Annotated in this window: 17 protein-coding genes and 3 pseudogenes; 4 read left to right on the top strand and 16 right to left on the bottom strand. The window is 61.2% G+C overall.

Annotation, left to right across the window (positions count from 1 at the left end):
* Window positions 1-325: 325 nt before the first annotated feature.
* Window positions 326-1378 carry a replication initiator protein A gene (locus JGR78_RS17190; RefSeq protein WP_182805150.1) on the top strand — a complete coding sequence of 351 codons (1053 nt, stop codon included), beginning with the start codon at window positions 326-328 and terminating at the stop codon, window positions 1376-1378.
* A 6-nt stretch (window positions 1379-1384) separates the two neighbouring features.
* On the opposite strand, the gene JGR78_RS17195 is transcribed toward JGR78_RS17190, so the two are convergent.
* From JGR78_RS17195 to JGR78_RS17230, 8 genes and pseudogenes are all read right to left on the bottom strand, one after another.
* Entirely contained in the window at window positions 1385-1735 is a 351-nt protein-coding gene (locus JGR78_RS17195) for a stability/partitioning determinant (RefSeq protein ID WP_182805152.1), read from the bottom strand.
* 1 nt (window position 1736) lies between these two features.
* A complete protein-coding gene (locus tag JGR78_RS17200; RefSeq protein ID WP_182805154.1) occupies window positions 1737-2423 on the bottom strand; it encodes a ParA family protein in 687 nt (228 codons plus the stop codon).
* A 545-nt stretch (window positions 2424-2968) separates the two neighbouring features.
* Window positions 2969-3392 (bottom strand): annotated as a pseudogene (locus tag JGR78_RS17205) (type II toxin-antitoxin system VapC family toxin).
* Window positions 3392-3646, bottom strand: coding sequence for a type II toxin-antitoxin system Phd/YefM family antitoxin (locus tag JGR78_RS17210; protein ID WP_182805157.1), 255 nt, complete (start codon window positions 3644-3646; stop codon window positions 3392-3394). The pseudogene JGR78_RS17205 and the gene JGR78_RS17210 overlap by 1 nt, the downstream one beginning before the upstream one ends.
* 138 nt (window positions 3647-3784) lie before the next feature.
* The gene (locus JGR78_RS17215; RefSeq protein ID WP_220495406.1) at window positions 3785-4075 is read right to left on the bottom strand and encodes a BrnA antitoxin family protein; all 291 of its coding nucleotides are present in this window, start codon (window positions 4073-4075) and stop codon (window positions 3785-3787) included.
* Entirely contained in the window at window positions 4072-4320 is a 249-nt protein-coding gene (locus tag JGR78_RS17220) for a BrnT family toxin (RefSeq protein ID WP_182805159.1), read from the bottom strand. Before JGR78_RS17220 ends, JGR78_RS17215 begins: the two co-directional genes overlap by 4 nt.
* A 33-nt stretch (window positions 4321-4353) precedes the next feature.
* Window positions 4354-5142: a hypothetical protein gene (locus JGR78_RS17225; RefSeq protein WP_200559551.1), complete on the bottom strand. Its 789-nt coding sequence runs from the start codon at window positions 5140-5142 to the stop codon at window positions 4354-4356.
* Between the two features lie 593 nt (window positions 5143-5735).
* Window positions 5736-5996 carry a type II toxin-antitoxin system PemK/MazF family toxin gene (locus JGR78_RS17230; protein ID WP_182805164.1) on the bottom strand — a complete coding sequence of 87 codons (261 nt, stop codon included), beginning with the start codon at window positions 5994-5996 and terminating at the stop codon, window positions 5736-5738.
* 858 nt (window positions 5997-6854) lie between these two features.
* On the opposite strand from JGR78_RS17230, the pseudogene JGR78_RS18670 reads away from it, so the two are divergent.
* A pseudogene (locus tag JGR78_RS18670) lies at window positions 6855-7256 on the top strand (transposase); the annotation flags it as partial.
* Window positions 7257-7276: 20 nt separating this feature from the next.
* Here the strand turns inward: JGR78_RS18670 and JGR78_RS17240 are convergent.
* Together JGR78_RS17240 and JGR78_RS17245 are read right to left on the bottom strand one after the other, a co-directional pair.
* A complete protein-coding gene (locus JGR78_RS17240) occupies window positions 7277-7636 on the bottom strand; it encodes a type II toxin-antitoxin system VapC family toxin (protein WP_182805166.1) in 360 nt (119 codons plus the stop codon).
* A complete protein-coding gene (locus JGR78_RS17245) occupies window positions 7633-7857 on the bottom strand; it encodes a hypothetical protein (RefSeq protein ID WP_182805169.1) in 225 nt (74 codons plus the stop codon). The genes JGR78_RS17240 and JGR78_RS17245 overlap by 4 nt, the downstream gene beginning before the upstream one ends.
* 487 nt (window positions 7858-8344) lie before the next feature.
* On the opposite strand from JGR78_RS17245, the gene JGR78_RS17250 reads away from it, so the two are divergent.
* Entirely contained in the window at window positions 8345-9187 is an 843-nt protein-coding gene (locus JGR78_RS17250; protein ID WP_182805171.1) for a replication initiation protein, read from the top strand.
* 251 nt (window positions 9188-9438) lie between these two features.
* Here JGR78_RS17250 and JGR78_RS17255 read toward each other — a convergent pair whose 3' ends face one another.
* From JGR78_RS17255 to JGR78_RS17280, 6 genes and pseudogenes are all read right to left on the bottom strand, one after another.
* A complete protein-coding gene (locus JGR78_RS17255) occupies window positions 9439-9840 on the bottom strand; it encodes a hypothetical protein (RefSeq protein WP_182805173.1) in 402 nt (133 codons plus the stop codon).
* Between the two features lie 545 nt (window positions 9841-10385).
* Window positions 10386-10577, bottom strand: a complete 192-nt coding sequence (locus tag JGR78_RS17260; RefSeq protein WP_182805175.1) for a hypothetical protein — start codon at window positions 10575-10577, stop codon at window positions 10386-10388.
* A 14-nt stretch (window positions 10578-10591) separates the two neighbouring features.
* On the bottom strand, window positions 10592-12784 hold the full coding sequence (locus JGR78_RS17265) for a relaxase/mobilization nuclease domain-containing protein (protein WP_182805177.1): 2193 nt from the start codon (window positions 12782-12784) through the stop codon (window positions 10592-10594).
* Window positions 12781-13395, bottom strand: coding sequence for a helix-turn-helix domain-containing protein (locus JGR78_RS17270; RefSeq protein ID WP_255434917.1), 615 nt, complete (start codon window positions 13393-13395; stop codon window positions 12781-12783). Before JGR78_RS17270 ends, JGR78_RS17265 begins: the two co-directional genes overlap by 4 nt.
* Window positions 13396-13781: 386 nt before the next feature.
* Complete coding sequence (locus tag JGR78_RS17275; protein WP_182805182.1) at window positions 13782-14000, bottom strand: hypothetical protein; 219 nt, start codon at window positions 13998-14000, stop codon at window positions 13782-13784.
* A gap of 236 nt (window positions 14001-14236) precedes the next feature.
* A pseudogene (locus tag JGR78_RS17280) lies at window positions 14237-14854 on the bottom strand (IS3 family transposase); the annotation flags it as partial.
* Window positions 14855-14906: 52 nt separating this feature from the next.
* Between JGR78_RS17280 and JGR78_RS17285 the strand changes: the two are divergent.
* Window positions 14907-16406, top strand: coding sequence for an IS66 family transposase (locus tag JGR78_RS17285; protein WP_182805185.1), 1500 nt, complete (start codon window positions 14907-14909; stop codon window positions 16404-16406).
* Window positions 16407-16573: the final 167 nt, after the last annotated feature.

Genomic DNA, 16573 nt, shown 5'->3' on the forward strand with positions numbered 1-16573 from the left:
TAGTTCCTCACGAAGGAACGGAAAGTGACGTGGGACCGCAACAAATTGTCATCAAGACAAGGTAGCTTCTCGGTGATCGGAGGTAAGTGCGAGCGCGAGTTATCCACAGGCCGGGTGTGTTAAATGGTGTTAAGTATGTGTTAAGCAGGGGAAATCACATAGCAAGACATTGATAATTAACTATTATTTCTCATGCACGGTAACTAATACCACGAATCTTGGTACTCAAAATCTCACTTCCGGTAACTAAAACCACGAATCTCCTGACGCGGTAACTGAAACCACGAACCTTGACCTTGGTAACTGAAACCACGAAGCTACGGGCATGGAAACCGAAGACGCCTCCCGGCAGCTACAACTGATCCCTGATCGGCATCCGCAGCATGACCTGTTCATCTGTGATGTGTCTGATGCTGTGCTGAAAGACGTGATGCAGCACATGGAGCATCCGTTCTACTCGCTATCAAAGAAACCGGATACGAGCGTTCGACGCTACGAGCACAATGGGCACTGGTTCGAGGTCACACCAAGCGTGAAAGGCTTGGCAACGATCTACGACAAGGACATCCTGATCTATTGCATCAGCCAGATCATGGCGAAGCTCAGGCGTGGTGAACCGGTCTCGCAACGGGTGCGGATCAACAGCCGTGACCTGTTGATCTTCAGCAACCGTGGTACGTCGGGCCGCGATTACATGGCGTTGGTGGAAGCGTTGGACCGGCTGGAAGGGACGCGCATCCGGACGAACATCGTGACCGGTGACGAAGAGCAGATAGATGGCTTTGGCCTGATTGACGCATCATCGATCAGGCGCAAGCATGGGCTTGATGGGCGGCTCCTGTGGTGCGAGGTCAAGCTGTCCGACTGGGTGTTTAGCGCTATCCGTGCCCAGGAAGTCCTGACCCTGCACCGGGACTACTTCCGTCTTCGCAAGCCGCTTGAGCGGCGGGTTTATGAGATCGCACGGAAACATTGCGGGCAGCAGGATAGCTGGAAGATCGGCCTGCTGCTTCTGCTCAAAAAAAGCGGTTCTCAAAGCCCAGAAAAGCGGTTCCGGCAGATGATCCGCCACTTGGCGGAGCACGATCACCTGCCCGACTATCATGTTGAATTTGATAATGAGTACGATACTGTCGTCTTCAGAAATCGCGGTTCGATGAAGCCCGCGAACTCGGCACCTTCTCTCACGCCGTGGTCGGGGCCGCTGAATAGTGACATTTACGCTGAAGCGCGAGCTGCTGCGCCTAGCTGGGATATCTATACCCTGGAACAGGAATGGCGCTTGTGGCTGGCGGACAATGAAATTACGCCGAACCATCCCGAAAAGCATTTCCTGAAGTTCTGTGCGAGCTGGTACGAGAAGCGCGGACGGCCCTGAGGCTTGCTAGGAGTGACCATACTCCCTTTCGAGTAGTTCCACGGCCTTCTCCAGCGTTTCGCCGAGGCCCCAGCCTTGTCGATCAGCGACAGCGCAGAAGGCTGCGATCGTCTCGGGGCGGGCCTTCAGGTTGAACTGTGCGTTACGGCCAGTACGCCGTCTGCGGGGGGCAGCACTCCCCTCCCCTACCCTCTCCGGAGCCTCGCGGCTCTTGAAACCGGATGCCTCGGCGACCATGCGGTTTGCTGTCCTCTCCGGCTTGTGCCGTGCCAGCTCCTCTGGCTTAGGTTGCCATTCCGCCGGATTGAACTCGTCCAGAGCATTGGCAAAGCCTAAATCTACGCGTTCCTTCGCCATGTCAGGCCACCTTGACGGCCGCACTGCCGCTCCTGAACTTGCCTATCACCTCGCCAGCGAACTCACGGGCGTTCTCCCTTGCTCTTTCGATGTTGCTGACCTGGTCGGCCGTGAGATCGGACAGCAGTCCGCCATAGTCGAAGATATCCCGGTAGGCTGCTCGCTCCACGATCGAGGTTGAGAATACCTCGATGCCGGCCTTGTCGAGTTGCTCACGCACGTTCTTGAGTGCACGCGAGGTGACAGCTGCGCTCGTGCGCGTCAGCAGGACGCTGTGCAGGATCGGACGGCGCGCCATGCGCTCCTGGTTGCGAATGAGCCTGATCGTCTTGGCCGCGCCCTTCGCGTCCATCGAGGCCCCTTGGGTCGGGATCACGACTAGGTCCGACATGCCAATCGCGTTCGCCACCATGAGGCTTGCCGTTCCCTCGAGATCGACGATGACGAACTGCGATGCGGCTGCTGCCTGTTCGATCTGGTCAACGATCGAGTCCTCGGTCACTTCGCTGATGATGGCGAGATTGTCCGGCTTGCCGTCCAGCTTGCCCCACTGGGAGATCCACTTCTCGGGGTCGGCGTCGATGATGGTGATCTGCGCCCCCCGGCTTGCCAGTTCGGAGGCGAGCAGAAGTGCGGAGGTAGTCTTCCCGGCTCCTCCTTTCGGGTTGGCAAAGGAAATCGTCGGCATGGAAGGCTCGCTTTGTGAAGGTGGACGGACGGTAATCCTGTTCCCGTAAGGTACTAGGTAGCTACCTAGTAGCCAACAGCTATCCTTAATCTCAAATATAGATATCATATAGCTATCTAGTATCTTCTAGCTAGCATCTGTGAGCATGCTATCGGCTAGCTATATGATAGCTACCAGATATCTTCAGCGCAGAACTAGCTCTTCTGCTCGCCGCCGTTCACTGCTCTTGTCCTCAAAGGATTATGGCTTCTCTTCCGGATCTCTCAGTGCCGGACGGAAAGGGTAGGGGGCCAAGGTGATCGCACCCTACAATGTTGCAGGAGAGCCAGCCTGGACTGAGACGCGGTTGAACAGTAGCTTGATCTCATCGAGTAGCAATTGAGTGTGTTGGAGGAGCTACTTGGCGAGCATGGGCCCTTGTTGAGCTGTGCAGATAGGGGACCAAGCCTCAGCTGCGCCGTGCGTTCCTAATGATGCGATGCTGCAGATTTCGGCTCATGGAGGTTGAGCGCCGCCCCAGATCCGCTGACTTGGAAAGCCGGCAGCTAGGCTGGAGCCCAAGGGCTTAGAAGCGGAACGCGTGCTGCCGTGAAGTCGGCGACGTTCCGGGTCACAACGGTCATACCATGGACTAGTGCGGTTGCCGCGATGAGCGCATCACGCTCGGCGCGCGGGTCCGGTACGTGGAGGCGGGCACAGCGCCGCGCGACCCGCTGCGTCGACGGGCAGGGTGCGTTCGGCAAACTCGGGCAAGACCTGGGTCTCCATCCAGCGACGCAGCAGGGCGCCCTGTGCCGGATCACGCCGTTCGATCCGCAGGATGCCGATCTCGAGCTCCATAAGGGTGAGCGCGGAGACATAGCAACTTCTGGCATCCGTCTGTGCCAGCCATGCCGTGACACCGGGATCTGCCTTGCCGTCTCCGACCTTGCGCAGTTCGGAGACGACGTTGGTATCGAGCAGGAGCATCAGGACAGATCCGGCACCCGGCTGCGGATGTCGGCGCGGGGCGGATCGAGAGGAATGTCGCTCAAGCCCGGCATCGCCAGTGCCTCGGCCAGGCTGCGCTGCTGGCCGGTGAGCCGCTGGTACTGCGCGAAGGTCAGCAGGACATGAGCAGGGCGGCCGCGGTCGGTGATGACGACAGGACCGTGCATGGCGGCCTTCTTGGCGCGGCCGATGTCCTGGTTGAGCTCGCGACTGGAGAGGGTAGTGATGGTCATGACATCCTCCAGCATCGATGTAGTAACGTTACTATATAGGTTCTGGGTTGCGAGTGTAAGTCTTCTCCTGCTGCAGGTTTCTCGCTCAGAGGCTCTATCTCCTCCCCAACCCATAGAGACGCCTGACCATACCTCCGGTTACAACCCGGCAGCGTCGCGCAAGGCGCTGTTTATCCGGGTCTGCCAGCCCGGCCCGCTGGCCTTGAACCGGGCCACAACGTCCTGGTCCAAGCGCAGGGACACGGCAACCTTCGGGTTTTCCGCTTTCGGCCGCCCCCCAACATTCTTGCGCATAGCCTCAGCCAGGGCCGGAAAGGCCTCGGTGAACGGCTTGGCCTGGGCGAGCTGGTCATCGCTTGCTTCCGGGGCGTCGGGATCGCTGGCGATCATACGTTGGATCTGGTCTTCGGTCAGGTGCTGTCTGGTCATAGCAGGCTCCTTTCCCTTTCGCTGGCCGGCCGCATCGAGATCACCGAAACCCCTTCAGTGCCCAGAGTGGCGAACACCACGGCGATCGTACCGTCCGCCAGGCGGCCTATGGCCATGTTCCGACCGTCCTTTGCCGGGACGACAAGCGAGGCCAGAAAGAACCCCTCATCCAGATCGGCAAAATCCAAGCCGTGCTTGGCGAGGTTCGTTTGCCGCTTCGGCTCATCCCAGACGATCATCAGCATGGGTTTCTGTATATACAAAGATAGGCGCGGTTATCAAGGTTTCTCCCTTCTGAATCGACTTGACAGGCAGGGAGGAGGGCTGGGGGCAAGCTTGGCAGGGGTCACGTCCAGAGAAGCCTCAGGAGCCGCCCAGACCCCCAGCATGCGGCCGAGGTGCTCGTCCTTGGGCAGCTTCTCCACGCGGGCCGGATCCAGCGGCCGCTCGTAACCGACGACCGCCATCTTCTCGTCGAAGATCGGCAGCAGGTAGTCGCCCGCCGGCAGGCCGTCGTTCTTGGCGCTGTCGCGGCGGGCCTGGGCCGCCACACGCTCGGCACGGCGCCCGAGGACGAGGCCTGCGTGATGCCCGCCCGTGGTGGCTCCGGTGCGGCTGTCCACCCCCTGCCAGGTCTCGTGGACGGTCTGGGCCACGCCCTGGCGGAACTGGGCTTTCCCGCCCACCGTGGTCTGGTAGTAGGAGCGCGGGCTCGAGCGGCCCTCGCGGGCATCCCCCGGGTAGTCCCCGATCCGGACATAGCCCCGCTTCACCAGCTTCTCGTGCTGGCTCGCATCGGCCACGATCAGGCCCGCGCCTTCCTGCAGCAGGGCCGGGACATAGCCCTTCCAGCCGTTGAGCTGGGCCCGCACGTTGGTCCGGCCATGCCGGTCGCGCCGGTGGATCTCCATCGCCCGGACGTGGTCGAGGAAGCCGGTCACCGTCTCCATCCCCTTCAGCTCGTTCGCCATCAGCCCGGTCAGGGTCTGACGGGTGTCGCTGTCGAGCTTGCCCCAGGCGTAGAGCGTGGTCAGCCGGTCGATGGCGTCGATCAGCTCGTCCGTCACGTCATCGGGTTTGGGTCCGCCCTTCTCACCCAAAAGGTAAGCGATGGCCTGGGCGTTCCTGAGCAGCGCCTAAAGACTGAACTGGTCCCGGCCGAGCATCAGTCCGAAATCCTTGAAAGCAGCTACGACAGAGGAAAACCTATTGATAATGTTCAATTTTATGCAAGATCAGGGTGCTGATCGAAACGAAAGACACCCGAAATACTAGTGTTTCAAGCTGCCGAAATCCTGACAGGGGAAGGCAACCCTCCTTCAGTCCTGAGGATACCTAAGGGCTGAAGCGGACATGATATTGACGAAGCTGAAATCCGGTGTATAAGGGGCTCGCCCCCACCGGGGGCCTTGTTGTGAAATCCTCAAGCAGGCGAAGAAACCCGGGTTGGACAAGGTCAGTCCTTGTCCCAGTGGCTCCAGATCGACTCAATCCCTCGAGAGCGTTCAGGCGATGCGCCGACTGACTGAGGGCAATCTCAGACCGCCAAGCTGGGGGGCAATCGAACAGGTTCGTGCTCACAGCATGGGTGTAGGTTACGTACGCGGCCTATATCGCTGCGCTCTTCCCGTAAATGCACTGAGCCGACCGGCTATCAAGGTCAGCCTGCCATTCCGAAGAACAGGACCAGCAGCCGGTTCACAGCCATCATCGCTTCATCATCAAGATGGCCAAAGACGGGGCCGATCCTCTCGCGTCGGATGGCCACTGGCTTGTCGATCATCACCTGGGATGGAGCGCGCAGCCCATTCTCCGGTGTGGGTACGACCGTGAGACGAAGAAGCGGGGCATCCGTAAGCGTGGATGTAACGGGCAGGACGGTTACAGAAGCTGCCTCGGCGAACTGATCCGCTTGGATCACAAGTGCCGAGCGTGGCTTGCCCCTGGTGCAACAGGCTTGGCGACGCTAATCTATCATACGCATGAGGACAGAATCATGGCCTCGTGCCAGACGGCCGAGGAGACTGAGCAGGCCTATTATCGCCGCTGCTTGCCAACCAAGCTGCAGCTAGACATGATCTATCTGCGCCGCCACTCGCTAAAGCTGGACATGTGGATCATCTGGAACACAGCGATGACTGTGATCATCCGGAGATGGAAGCGGACCCACTGGACGCGACGCTGAACAGCTGGATGGCTGATTAAGTACTCCAGACATAGTGGTTATATTCTGGCGCTCTGACAGCCACGGTAATATAACTCGTATTCGGCGGCTAGATATATTTGATGCTCAACTAGCTCTGTATCAAAATTGGAGAAAACTCTGCAGTACAGCTTCAGCAACTTGCTCGGCGCCCCCCTTGATTCCATTGATAAACGATCCCTAATAGACACCAGCTCGCGTCTATCAAGCTTCTCCAAATAAGAAACAAAGCTGCGCGCAGATTTGTATTTCCGGCTCATGAATTTAAGATAAATAATATCGGCGAACGTCAGCTTTATCGGTCCGTTCATTGATGACACCTCAGTTTCTGCCTAAAGATATTGGCAGTATTCTACGACACATTTATCTACATTACTCTAAGATGCCTTTGGTTTCGCACGTAACACACCAAGGGTCCCTCGACCATGCAGAGCCCTGTTTTGACTGGAGATCGACTCCGTTGCGTAAATCTCTCGCAGGAGTCCTGTTGCGAGTCCAGTGTGATAGCTTCAGGATGTGAGCAGCTCGATACCCTTGAACTGGAAGGCCAAAAACTGACGGGCCTGCAACGAAGCCCTGAGGTGCCGCGGATCGCTGACGATCTGGTTCGCCTCTGATATGAGCTAAGTGGCCCTGCCGGCTGGCAAGTGTGGTCGGCAAGCCAGCTACAGTGAAGTGGCGAGCCAGATCTTTCTGATGATAAAGGTATGTTCGCAAGGCGTTACGCCAGAAGACAGGCTTTGTTGAGCGCACTCCCGCGCCTGATCGGACTGAACTGGACTGGGCGGTGCCGGACTTCAGTACCCTCAGCCGCCTTCAGAAAGCCTGAATGTCAACATCTGCTCGCGTGGTTTCCCGGGTCAGCTGCACTTGCTGATCGACAACACCGGGACAGGGGCCGAGGCCGAGGGCGAGGGGAGCACGCGCAGGCACGGCATCTGGCGGAAGATCCACCTTGGGATCGTCAAGAAAACGCTGTAAGTCAGGATGGCCGAAGATCAGAGCGCCGACGTTGCAGCCTGATATATAATTTCAGAGTTAATGATATTCTCATTATAACAATTCGAAGCGCCGCAACCTTCGTGGAAGCTTTCCAGAGCCTCGTCGTGGTCGACGATGGTGACAGGTGCATTCTGGAGAAGAACAAAAAGATCGAGAGCCTCGTCTGGTGTTGCCGCCTGACGGGCGACCAGCGTGCGCAGGACATTAGCGGCTTCGATCCGCAAAAGCATCGGTGCCGCGAGATCCCTATCCCTCAACGTGAAGGCAGCGTCGCTCCCATCCTCATCAACAAGCCACTTCATCGCCACCGATGCATCGATGACGAGACTAGCATTTACTGTTCCAGCCAGGCTCATGCCTCGTCGCGATCCCGCCGCAGCAGTTCCGTGGTGTCCGGAAGGCTAGGAGGAAGCTTGATGCGACGTCGACGAGCGGCCTCGAAGAAGTCCCCTGTGCCCTCAGGCCGGAGAGCTTCCTCTAGGATCCTGCGGTGCTCCGCCTCGGCGGATCGTCCGGCGCGCGCCTTGAGAGCTGCTGCAATTTCGTTGTCGACGCCCCTGACGGTGAGCTGAACCATGATCGTGCGTCCATGCTGTCATTATGCAGGCATAATGCAGTCTCAAGTGATTTCCCGCAAGGGGCGACAAGATCAGGGGAGTGCCTTCAAGGAGAGAAGCCGTTTCGCCGGCTCATCGGTAACGAAAGCGTCCTTGGCTGCCTCCTACTTATCCACAGCGGGGCATCTTTGGAGGCGAAGGATAGATCGGCGCTGACCAGTTTCTCTTTTCTTTTTCTTCCATTTCATCAAAAATAAACCACTGATATTAAAAGATTATTACTTCTGAATGTGACATATGGGGCGAGGTATCGTGACCTTTAGGGCGAGGTAAGGTGACTTTTTGGGCGAGGTAAGGTGACTTTTTGGGCGATCCATGTGCCTGTGGCGCTCTGCTAAAGTGACTTTTTGGGCGAGGTTTGGCGCTGGACGCCCGAGAGCACTCCTTAGCTTCCAAAGTTCATGGCTTTCTGCCTACTGTGACGACGCAGGCAGTACAGGTCACAATATGCGGGACAAACCTCGCCCCAAAAGTCACGATAGCACTGGCGGGACCCTCAAGGCGTTTCAGCGTCGCGGCGAGGTTATCAAGCCTGCAGAACTGATCGAAGTTCGTGGTGGTGAGAAGATCACCCTCGCCGCCCGCCGGATCTACAATCAGCTACTCTCCAATGCCTTCGGCCCCGAGATGGCGGCCGAAGGGCGCGAATACCGGATCCCTTTTGCCGAGCTGCGCGGAAACCACACTTCGAATGATCGTGTCACCGAGGCTATTCTTAGCCTCATGCAAACCGTCGTACGGGTCCGTATGTCCGACGGCTCGACACGGAACGTCCATCTACTCGGCCCGACTGACATCGAGAAGTTCGGCCCTGGCATTGCGACGGTGCTGACCTACGAACTGCATCCCAAGCTCCTGCCGATCCTGCGCGACAGCCGGATCTTCGCACGCCTTGAGATGCAGATTCTCCGTGGCTTCGGCACGAAGTATGGGATGGCTCTCTATGAGATCATCGCCAAGCGCATTGGTCTAAAGCACATCTTCTACCACGACTTCGAGACTGACGAGTTGCGTGACTATCTCGGCGTACCGGTCGGCAAGCTTGGGCCGTTTGCAGCCCTGCGGCGCAAGGCAATCGAGCCGGCAGTTGTTGAGGTGAATGCCCTTGCCCCCTTCTCGTGCCGCGTAGACGTGGTGGAGACGAAAGGTAGGAAGGTGACCAAGCTGCGGCTCTCCTGGTGGACCAAGACTGTCGAGGAGCGAAAAGCCCAGTGGCAAGCGCAGCAAGATAAGCAGCGCGATCTCTTCGATGTAGACCTGCCTGAGATGGAACTCTGGGAGCCCTCCTGACAGGCACAAAACAGAAGTGCACGCATGCCGATGTGCACACCGGGACAACCGACCCTAAGGCCGAAACCGTCCGCAACGGGATCATCCCGCGTTCAGGCTGCCGCCATCAACGAGTTGACGACGAAGGTGATGGATGACCCGCTACTGGCGGGCCGAACTGGTGCGAAAGTACAGGATGCAGGTGCCGCAACTGCGAACATCATCAACATCGAGGTCAGCGGCTACAGCGAGGACGAACAAGCCTTCGATGCCTACATGGAGGCGGATTGGCTCGCCCGACGTCTGAGATCGTCAACCTGCTTTCGGACGGGATGATTTATCTTCGATATATGGCGGCCTTTGCGCGAATGGCAGAAGGACACAAAGACCTTGATGCTCGGCTCTTTGCTGGCTTCCCAGTGGTCTGTGACTATGCCGCCCGTGACGTCGACATGGCGGGCGTCGTGCCAGACCTCAATCACCGAATAGACGTTCGCCGAGAAACCGTCGCCGTGGTTGGGAGCGCCATAAGCTGTGATGGTCAGCTTGTCGCCCGCAGCAGGTAGCGCGGCCAGACGGAACGCACCCAGCGGGACGTCCTCAAGGCAGACGTGATCCGATCCATTTTGAGCGCTGATTTGGCTGCGTCCCTCGATCAGCTCGACCTTGAGCATTATCGCCCCCTGCTTTGCCGGATGCATGGTAAGTAAACCGCCAAACACCTGGTGAACTCGTCAGTGAGAGCGTGTGTAGTGTGGCGCGAGGGCGAAGGTTAGCTGACGAAATCGGCAGGTTGTTCAGTGTCGTTACAGTCTGTTAGCTGAAATGAGAAAGCCCGCCGGGTGGGGGGGCGTGCATATTGTTGGTCCCTCCCAGAAGATCGGACCGCTCTGAGTTAGAATTCTCCGGCTACGATGGGCCACCTAGAGGGCTTCCGTGCTCCCGCGGCGAATTGCACCTGACAGCCGAGGAGTGGGAGCTGATCGTGGGCGCCTTAAGTGCCTAGCAGCACAATCAGAGCTACCGCCCCTCTATGAAAAGCTCGCAGCCCAGACTTCCCGGGCCTGAAACTGCGGAGGACTGCTCCAGACTGCACGGCGGCAGATCGCAGTCCACCCACCTTGCGGGCGATGGCGCGCGGACAAGAGGTTTTGCGGTACGTTCGGCCCGCACGGGGGCAGTAGGCTACTGAGGTCCAGAGCGTCCGCAAGAGGATCACTCATCGATCCGGCTGACAGCCTTTGAGCGCGACGTAGTTGCGGGCCAGCCAGAGAAAATCCGGCTCGGCATGGCCGAACCAGAACTGGACAACGCCGGTTGCCACGACATAGCCGATGGCCGCGGCAAAGGAGGCGATCAGAAGAACGCCGCCTGCCATCCGCATCCGGATAGCCAGCTTATCACTTTCCATCTCTGGCCCTTTTCTCAGAGCTCGTGATCGTGGCCGCGTTCGCGCCGCCGCTCGACTTCACGCCCGTATTCCCGCTCAAGGGCAGCCTGTTGCGCCATCTTCTGGTCGATCTCCATGATCTCCCGATCCGCCTGGATCGCGGTGATGGCATCCGAACGGTCCAGACCCCGGCCTTGCTCGGCCTCAAGATACCGCTCGGCCAGGCTCAACCGCTCGGCCTTGTCCGGCATCATGTCGGACAAGGCATCGCTGTTCCCGCCGCGCAGTTCATGCACGGCCTCCTTGCCTGCAACCTGCTCCACGATCCCGGTCAGGCGCATCTGCTGTTCAGGGGTCAGATGATCCCGGCCTGCCAGATCCCGCGCTTCCTCGATCAGCGCCTGTCGGTTCTCGCCCACCTCAACCAGATCACGCTCGTCCACGGCCACAGCCCGCTCGGCCACGATGCTGCGCTCCGACACGTCCTTGTAGGTCGCGGCAAGATCACGATACGCCTGCCGTGAGCCTTCCTCGGTCTCCATGTCATAGCCGCGCGCCTCGGCAATCCTTTCGGCGTCAGCGGCAACCCAATGGGCTTCAAGGGCGGCAGACCGGGCCTCGACCACAACACGGGCCGCAACCTCGTCAGGATCAAGGCCGGTGCCTTCCAAGGCGGCGGCAAGCTGGCCGCTAGCCATCCCGGCAATGGCTTCCCGGTGCCCGTCTGCGTAGATCGTTCCGTGTGCCGGTTCGCGATACTCGGCACGATCAAGCCCGATGGTCAGCCGCTCCACATCGCGCACGGCTGCAAAATACTGGGCCTCGACGCCGGGGCGGGCACTTGGATCAAGCTGCGCGATCGTCGCGCGGACCTCGGCCAGCTTGTGGCAGGCTTCCTCGATGACGAGGAGCGCCCTGGCGGTGTCGGCGGCAAGCTCGTCTTCGCGGGGCATGACCGCCTCCCGCTCGGCATTGGGCCTGGGGATGGGGCCGGATGCCTCCAGGGCATCGGCTTCACGGGCGTGCTGCATGGTCTGGCTCCTGACGTTCTCGAATGTCTCCGGGGTCAATGACAGGCCGCGTTCCAGAAGGTCGGCGGCGGCGGCAAAGCCGCGCGACAGCGCGGAAAAGCCGTCGGCGAAGGCGGCGGACAGGGAACGGTATTCGGCGGCATGGGCCAGGACCTGCTCCCGCTTCCAGTCCGCGCTGGCCTGTTCGCGAACGGTCGGTGCAGGCGCATGGCGGACGGCACAGGCAATGTCTTTCTCGGGCAGCGTGACCGCCCACTGGTTCCGGTGCGTCTCGAGGGTCCGGCCGTCGCGGGTCTGGATCTGGACGGCTTCCTTGCCCTCATGGGTGATGCGGATGGCCTTCCCCGTCTCGGCCCCGCTGGCCTCCAGGACCGGGCCAAGCTCCTTGCCCCACAGCGTCCTGGCGCCTTGGGGCGTCTCCACGGTGACGAAGTAGTTGGCCCGCGCCCTGGGGTTGTTCTGGTACGGGGCTGGGCCGTGCTCGATCAGTGTTCCCGCAAGCCCGCGATCGGCCGGCACGCGGCGGCGTTCGTTCCCGTTTTCGCTGACGATGCCGCGCGACAGCCTGCTGCTGTTGACCATCTCGATGCCGTGGGCGGCGGCATGCTCGACGATGCTATCCTTCACCCGGTCATAGGTGAACTCGCCATCCCTGGCGAAGAAGAACCACTCGCCTTCGGCATTCCTGCGGTCCACGACGATATGGACATGTGGAAAGCCGTTATCGGTATGAAGCGCCGCGATGTAGGTGAACCGGCTGCGGCCCTGGTCGAAGATGTCAAAGCAGGTGGCCCGCATGATCTCGGCCACCGCCTCGGGATCGGTGCCGCGCGGGAAGCTCGCGACCATATGCATCGAGTGCCCGGACCTGACCCGACGATCCCAGCCTTCGGCCCATTCCTCGGCAATGGCCTCGCTGAGATGCTCCGGCAGGTGGTCCAGGCGGTCGTATTGCTCGTCCGGATCGATGATGTGTTCGGCCTTGCCCAGGACGTAGCCAAGCTGCGCGGCCAGACCCATCGCCCCCTGGCAGCCTCCGTTGGGGACCACCTTGAACATCACCTGGGGCAGCCCCCGGATGTTCCCCATGGCACGGCCGGTTCGACCTGTCCGCACCCGGAAGCTGTCGCGACCCGCCCCGCCACCGCGGTTCCTGGCCCACGCGAAGCGGCCAATGACGAAGGCGGGCTGGCTCATGCGGCAGCCCCCTCACGCAGCAGGGCCTCAACCCGCGCCTTCCGGCGCTTGGCCGCATGGACAAAGAGGCGGTCCAGATCCTTCGCGAGCCCCTTCAAGGCACGCCGGGACGCCGCGATCTGCGCGTGCTGGTCCCGGTCTGGAGCGGCACGGCCCTGCAGTCGCGCTTCCCGGTTGAGGTGGGCCGCGATCTGGTTGAGGTTTCCCCCCACGGCCTTGATCTGCCGCGACAGGTCCTGCACCGCCGCGACGAGGTCCGGCTCCGGCTCAAGATAGCCGGCCGCCCTCCGCAGGACGCGGCGACCAAGCGCTGCGCGGGACAGGCCGAGGCGCCCCGCAAGTGCGTCCAGCTCGGTCCGCTCGGAAGGTGTCAGGCGGATCGTGACACGGGCCGAGTCCGCGGATGGCTGACCGGGACGCCCGTTCTTCTCGAGCGCCCGATAGACGGTCGGCCGCGACACCCCGAAACGCCGGGACAGCGCTGTCACGCTTTCACCCTGCTGAAAGGCGACAAGGATCGCCCGGCTTTCGCCCGTCGAAAGCCGCCGTCCCGTTGGCTTTGGAGAGTGTAACGCTGCCAAATTGCATTTCCTGCTACAGGACTGCAGCATTGACCCAAAACTGGCACCGTGCAACCTTTGCGTGTGCTTGCGCGGGAATGGCCATCTGCAGCGCCGGGACGGGCGCACCTGGGGACAGGGGAGGGAGGCGGAATGCGAAGGGAGGAGAGCGCCATCGCGAGAACGGCGGGCGAGGGTCAGGCGGCGCCGGACGCGCGCGCCCGCATGTCCGGAGGCAACCAGGTCACCAGGGCGGCATGACCAGAAGAGCCGATGTCATGAGCGACCAGTGTTCGACACAGCACGTTCCTGGGACTGCATGTCCGCTCGTCCTGCTGTCCTCCTGGCCGCTGGTCCGGATGTGCTCGGGGCAGCGGTGCCGCATGTCCCCATGGTGCCAGGGCCGGCTGGATGCATGGCCCGAGGGCCACATGTCCTCAGGTCCAGGTGGCGCCATGGCGGGATGACATTGCTGTTCCCGTCATGTCCGTCTTGGACAGCTCCCGCTGCAGGACACCATGCAGCTGGACCGCGACACGGCTTGGCTCGATAGCTCCAGCGACCAGGCTGAGGTCGACGATCGTCAGGCCCGGCAGGGCTTCGGCTTCGTCCAGGTGGGCAAATCCCGCTGGGATGCGGGACTCGACCAGGCTCACGACGGCAAGCCCCACCTGGCTGTTGTTGTGGGCGACCGGACCCTTCGCATATCTCTTGGCAACCTTGCTGGCGCTTGCGACCCAAGGTTTTCGATCAGGGTGTCATCACGACGCAAAGCCGGTAGCGCCGCAGCTCGGATGAAGCGCCCGCAAGGGGATCGTTCTGCGGACAGTGTTGAGCGCATCAGACGGCCCTTTGAACCGCGCCGGGTCTGCCGGAGGCTGATTTCGATTAGTTACGCGGCCATGGGTTCAGCTTCCAGAGCCGCGTAGAAGTTGGCCTCGGCTTCCGCTGGTGGGATGTTTCCGATCGGCTCGAGGAGACGGCGGTTGTTGAATCAGTCCACCCATTCCAGCGTGGCATACTCGACGGCCTCGAAGCTGCGCCAAGGTCCGCGCCGGTGGATGACCTCCGCCTTGAAGAGGCCGTTGATCGTCTCAGCCAATGCGTTGTCGTAGCTGTCTCCGCCGCTCCCGACTGAGGGCTCGATGCCGGCTTCTGCCAGCCGCTCGCTGTAGCGAATGGACAGATACTGCGCGCCTCTGTCGCTATGGTGAATCAGCCCCATGCCCTTGGCCGGACCCCGATCATGCACTGCCTGCTCCAGCGCATCGAGCACGAAACCCGCATGGGCTGAGGTGCTGACGCGCCAGCCGACAATCTTGCGGGCATAGGCGTCGATCACGAAGGCGACGTAGGTAAAGCCTTCCCAGGTGGCGACATAGGTGAAGTCGCTGACCCAGAGCATGTTCGGTGCGGGCACGCGGAACTGCCGGTTCACCTTGTCGAGCGGACATGGTGCTTTCTTGTCAGGGATCGTCGTCCGGTGCGGTTTGCCGCGGATAAGCGACTGGTCCTAATCGTTGAGGATTCCCAGCCGGAATCCAGCCCGATAAGCTCGTCTCATGCTCGACGAGCCCGCCATCCTGCCGGAAGATCCCGAGGAGCTGCGCAGCTTCACCACGCGGCTCCTGGCCGAGGTGAAGACCCAGGCGATCCTGATCGAGAAGCTCCGGCACCAGCTGGCCGGGCACCGTGCGCACCGGTTCGGCGCGTCATCTGAGACGGCAGAACAACTCCAACTCGCCCTCGAGACCAGCGAGATCGCCGCCGCCGCGATGACCGCGCGGATGAAGCTGCCAGACGTCGAGGAGAAGGATAAACCGAAGCGTCGCCCGATCCCGGATCACATCCCACGGATGGAAGTGGAACTGGCGCCAGGTGCCGACGCCTGTGCCGATTGCGGCGGGCGCCTGCACCGGATCGGCGAGGATATCACCGAGGAGCTGGAATACGTCCCCGGACGCTTCATCGTGAACCGGATCGTGCGACCACGGCTGACCTGCTCGTGCTGCGAGCGGTTCGTCCAGGCCCCGCTGCCTTCCCGCCCCATCGAACGCGGCCGGCCGGGTCCGGGTCTCCTCGCCCATGTGCTGGTCAGCAAATATGCCGACCACCTGCCGCTCTACCGCCAGAGCCAGATCTTCGAGCGTGACGGCCTCGACCTCGACCGCTCCACCCTGGCCGACTGGGTCGGCAAGTCCACCGCCCTGCTGGAGCCGCTGGCCGATGCGATCGGCCGCCATGTCCTCTCGGCCGAGGCGATCTTCGCCGACGACACGCCGGTGCAGATGCTGGCGCCGGGCACTGGAAAGACACAAACGGCGCGGCTCTGGACCTATGCCCGGGACGAACGGTCATGGGCCGGGGCGGCGCCCCCGGCCGCCTGGTATCGCTTCTCCGGCGACTGCAAGGGTCAGCACCCGAAGGACCACCTCGCCCGCTTCCACGGCTGGATGCATGCCGATGGTTATGCCGGGTTCGAGGATCTCTATCGGTCCGGCGCGATCCACGAAGTCGCCTGCATGGCCCCTGTCGGGCGCAAGTTCGTCGACATCCATCGTGCCCAGGCTTCTCCGATCGCCGAAGAGGCCATCCGCCAGATCGCCCGGCTCTATGCCGTCGAGAAGGAGGCCCGAGGTTTGCCGCCGGACAAGCGTGTCGAGCTTCGGCAGGCCCGCGCCGCCCCGGTCTTCGACGATCTCGAGGTCTGGCTCGCCATGCAGCTGACCCGCATCTCAGGCAAATCCCCGCTGGCCGCCGCGATCCGCTATGCCCTGGCGCGGATGGAGCGCATGCGTCCCTATCTCGCCAACGGCATTCTCGAGCTGGACAACAACACCGCTGAACGCGGCATGCGCACCATTGCCCTCGGGCGGAAGAATTACCTCTTCGTCGGCTCCGAAGCTGGTGGCAAGGCCGCCGCCATCGCCTACACCCTGATCGCCACCGCCAAGCTGAACGGCGTCGATCCCCATGCCTGGCTGGCCGACACCACCGCCCGCATCCCAGACTACAGGATTACCAAGGTCGACGAACTGCTGCCGTGGCACTGGACCCGGTAGCCCTCAGACCGGACGGATACACAGCATCAGCGACCTGGCCGAGCTGTTCTCGGTCTTCCGCCCTACCGTCTACAGCACCCTCAAGCGCCAGCCGGGTATACCAGAGCGCTTATAGCGTGGCTCACCTGTGCACGGGAGGATCGCATCACCGCGGGATCAAACACGTA

Source organism: Paracoccus sp. MC1862 (assembly GCF_016617715.1).
Classification (GTDB): domain Bacteria; phylum Pseudomonadota; class Alphaproteobacteria; order Rhodobacterales; family Rhodobacteraceae; genus Paracoccus.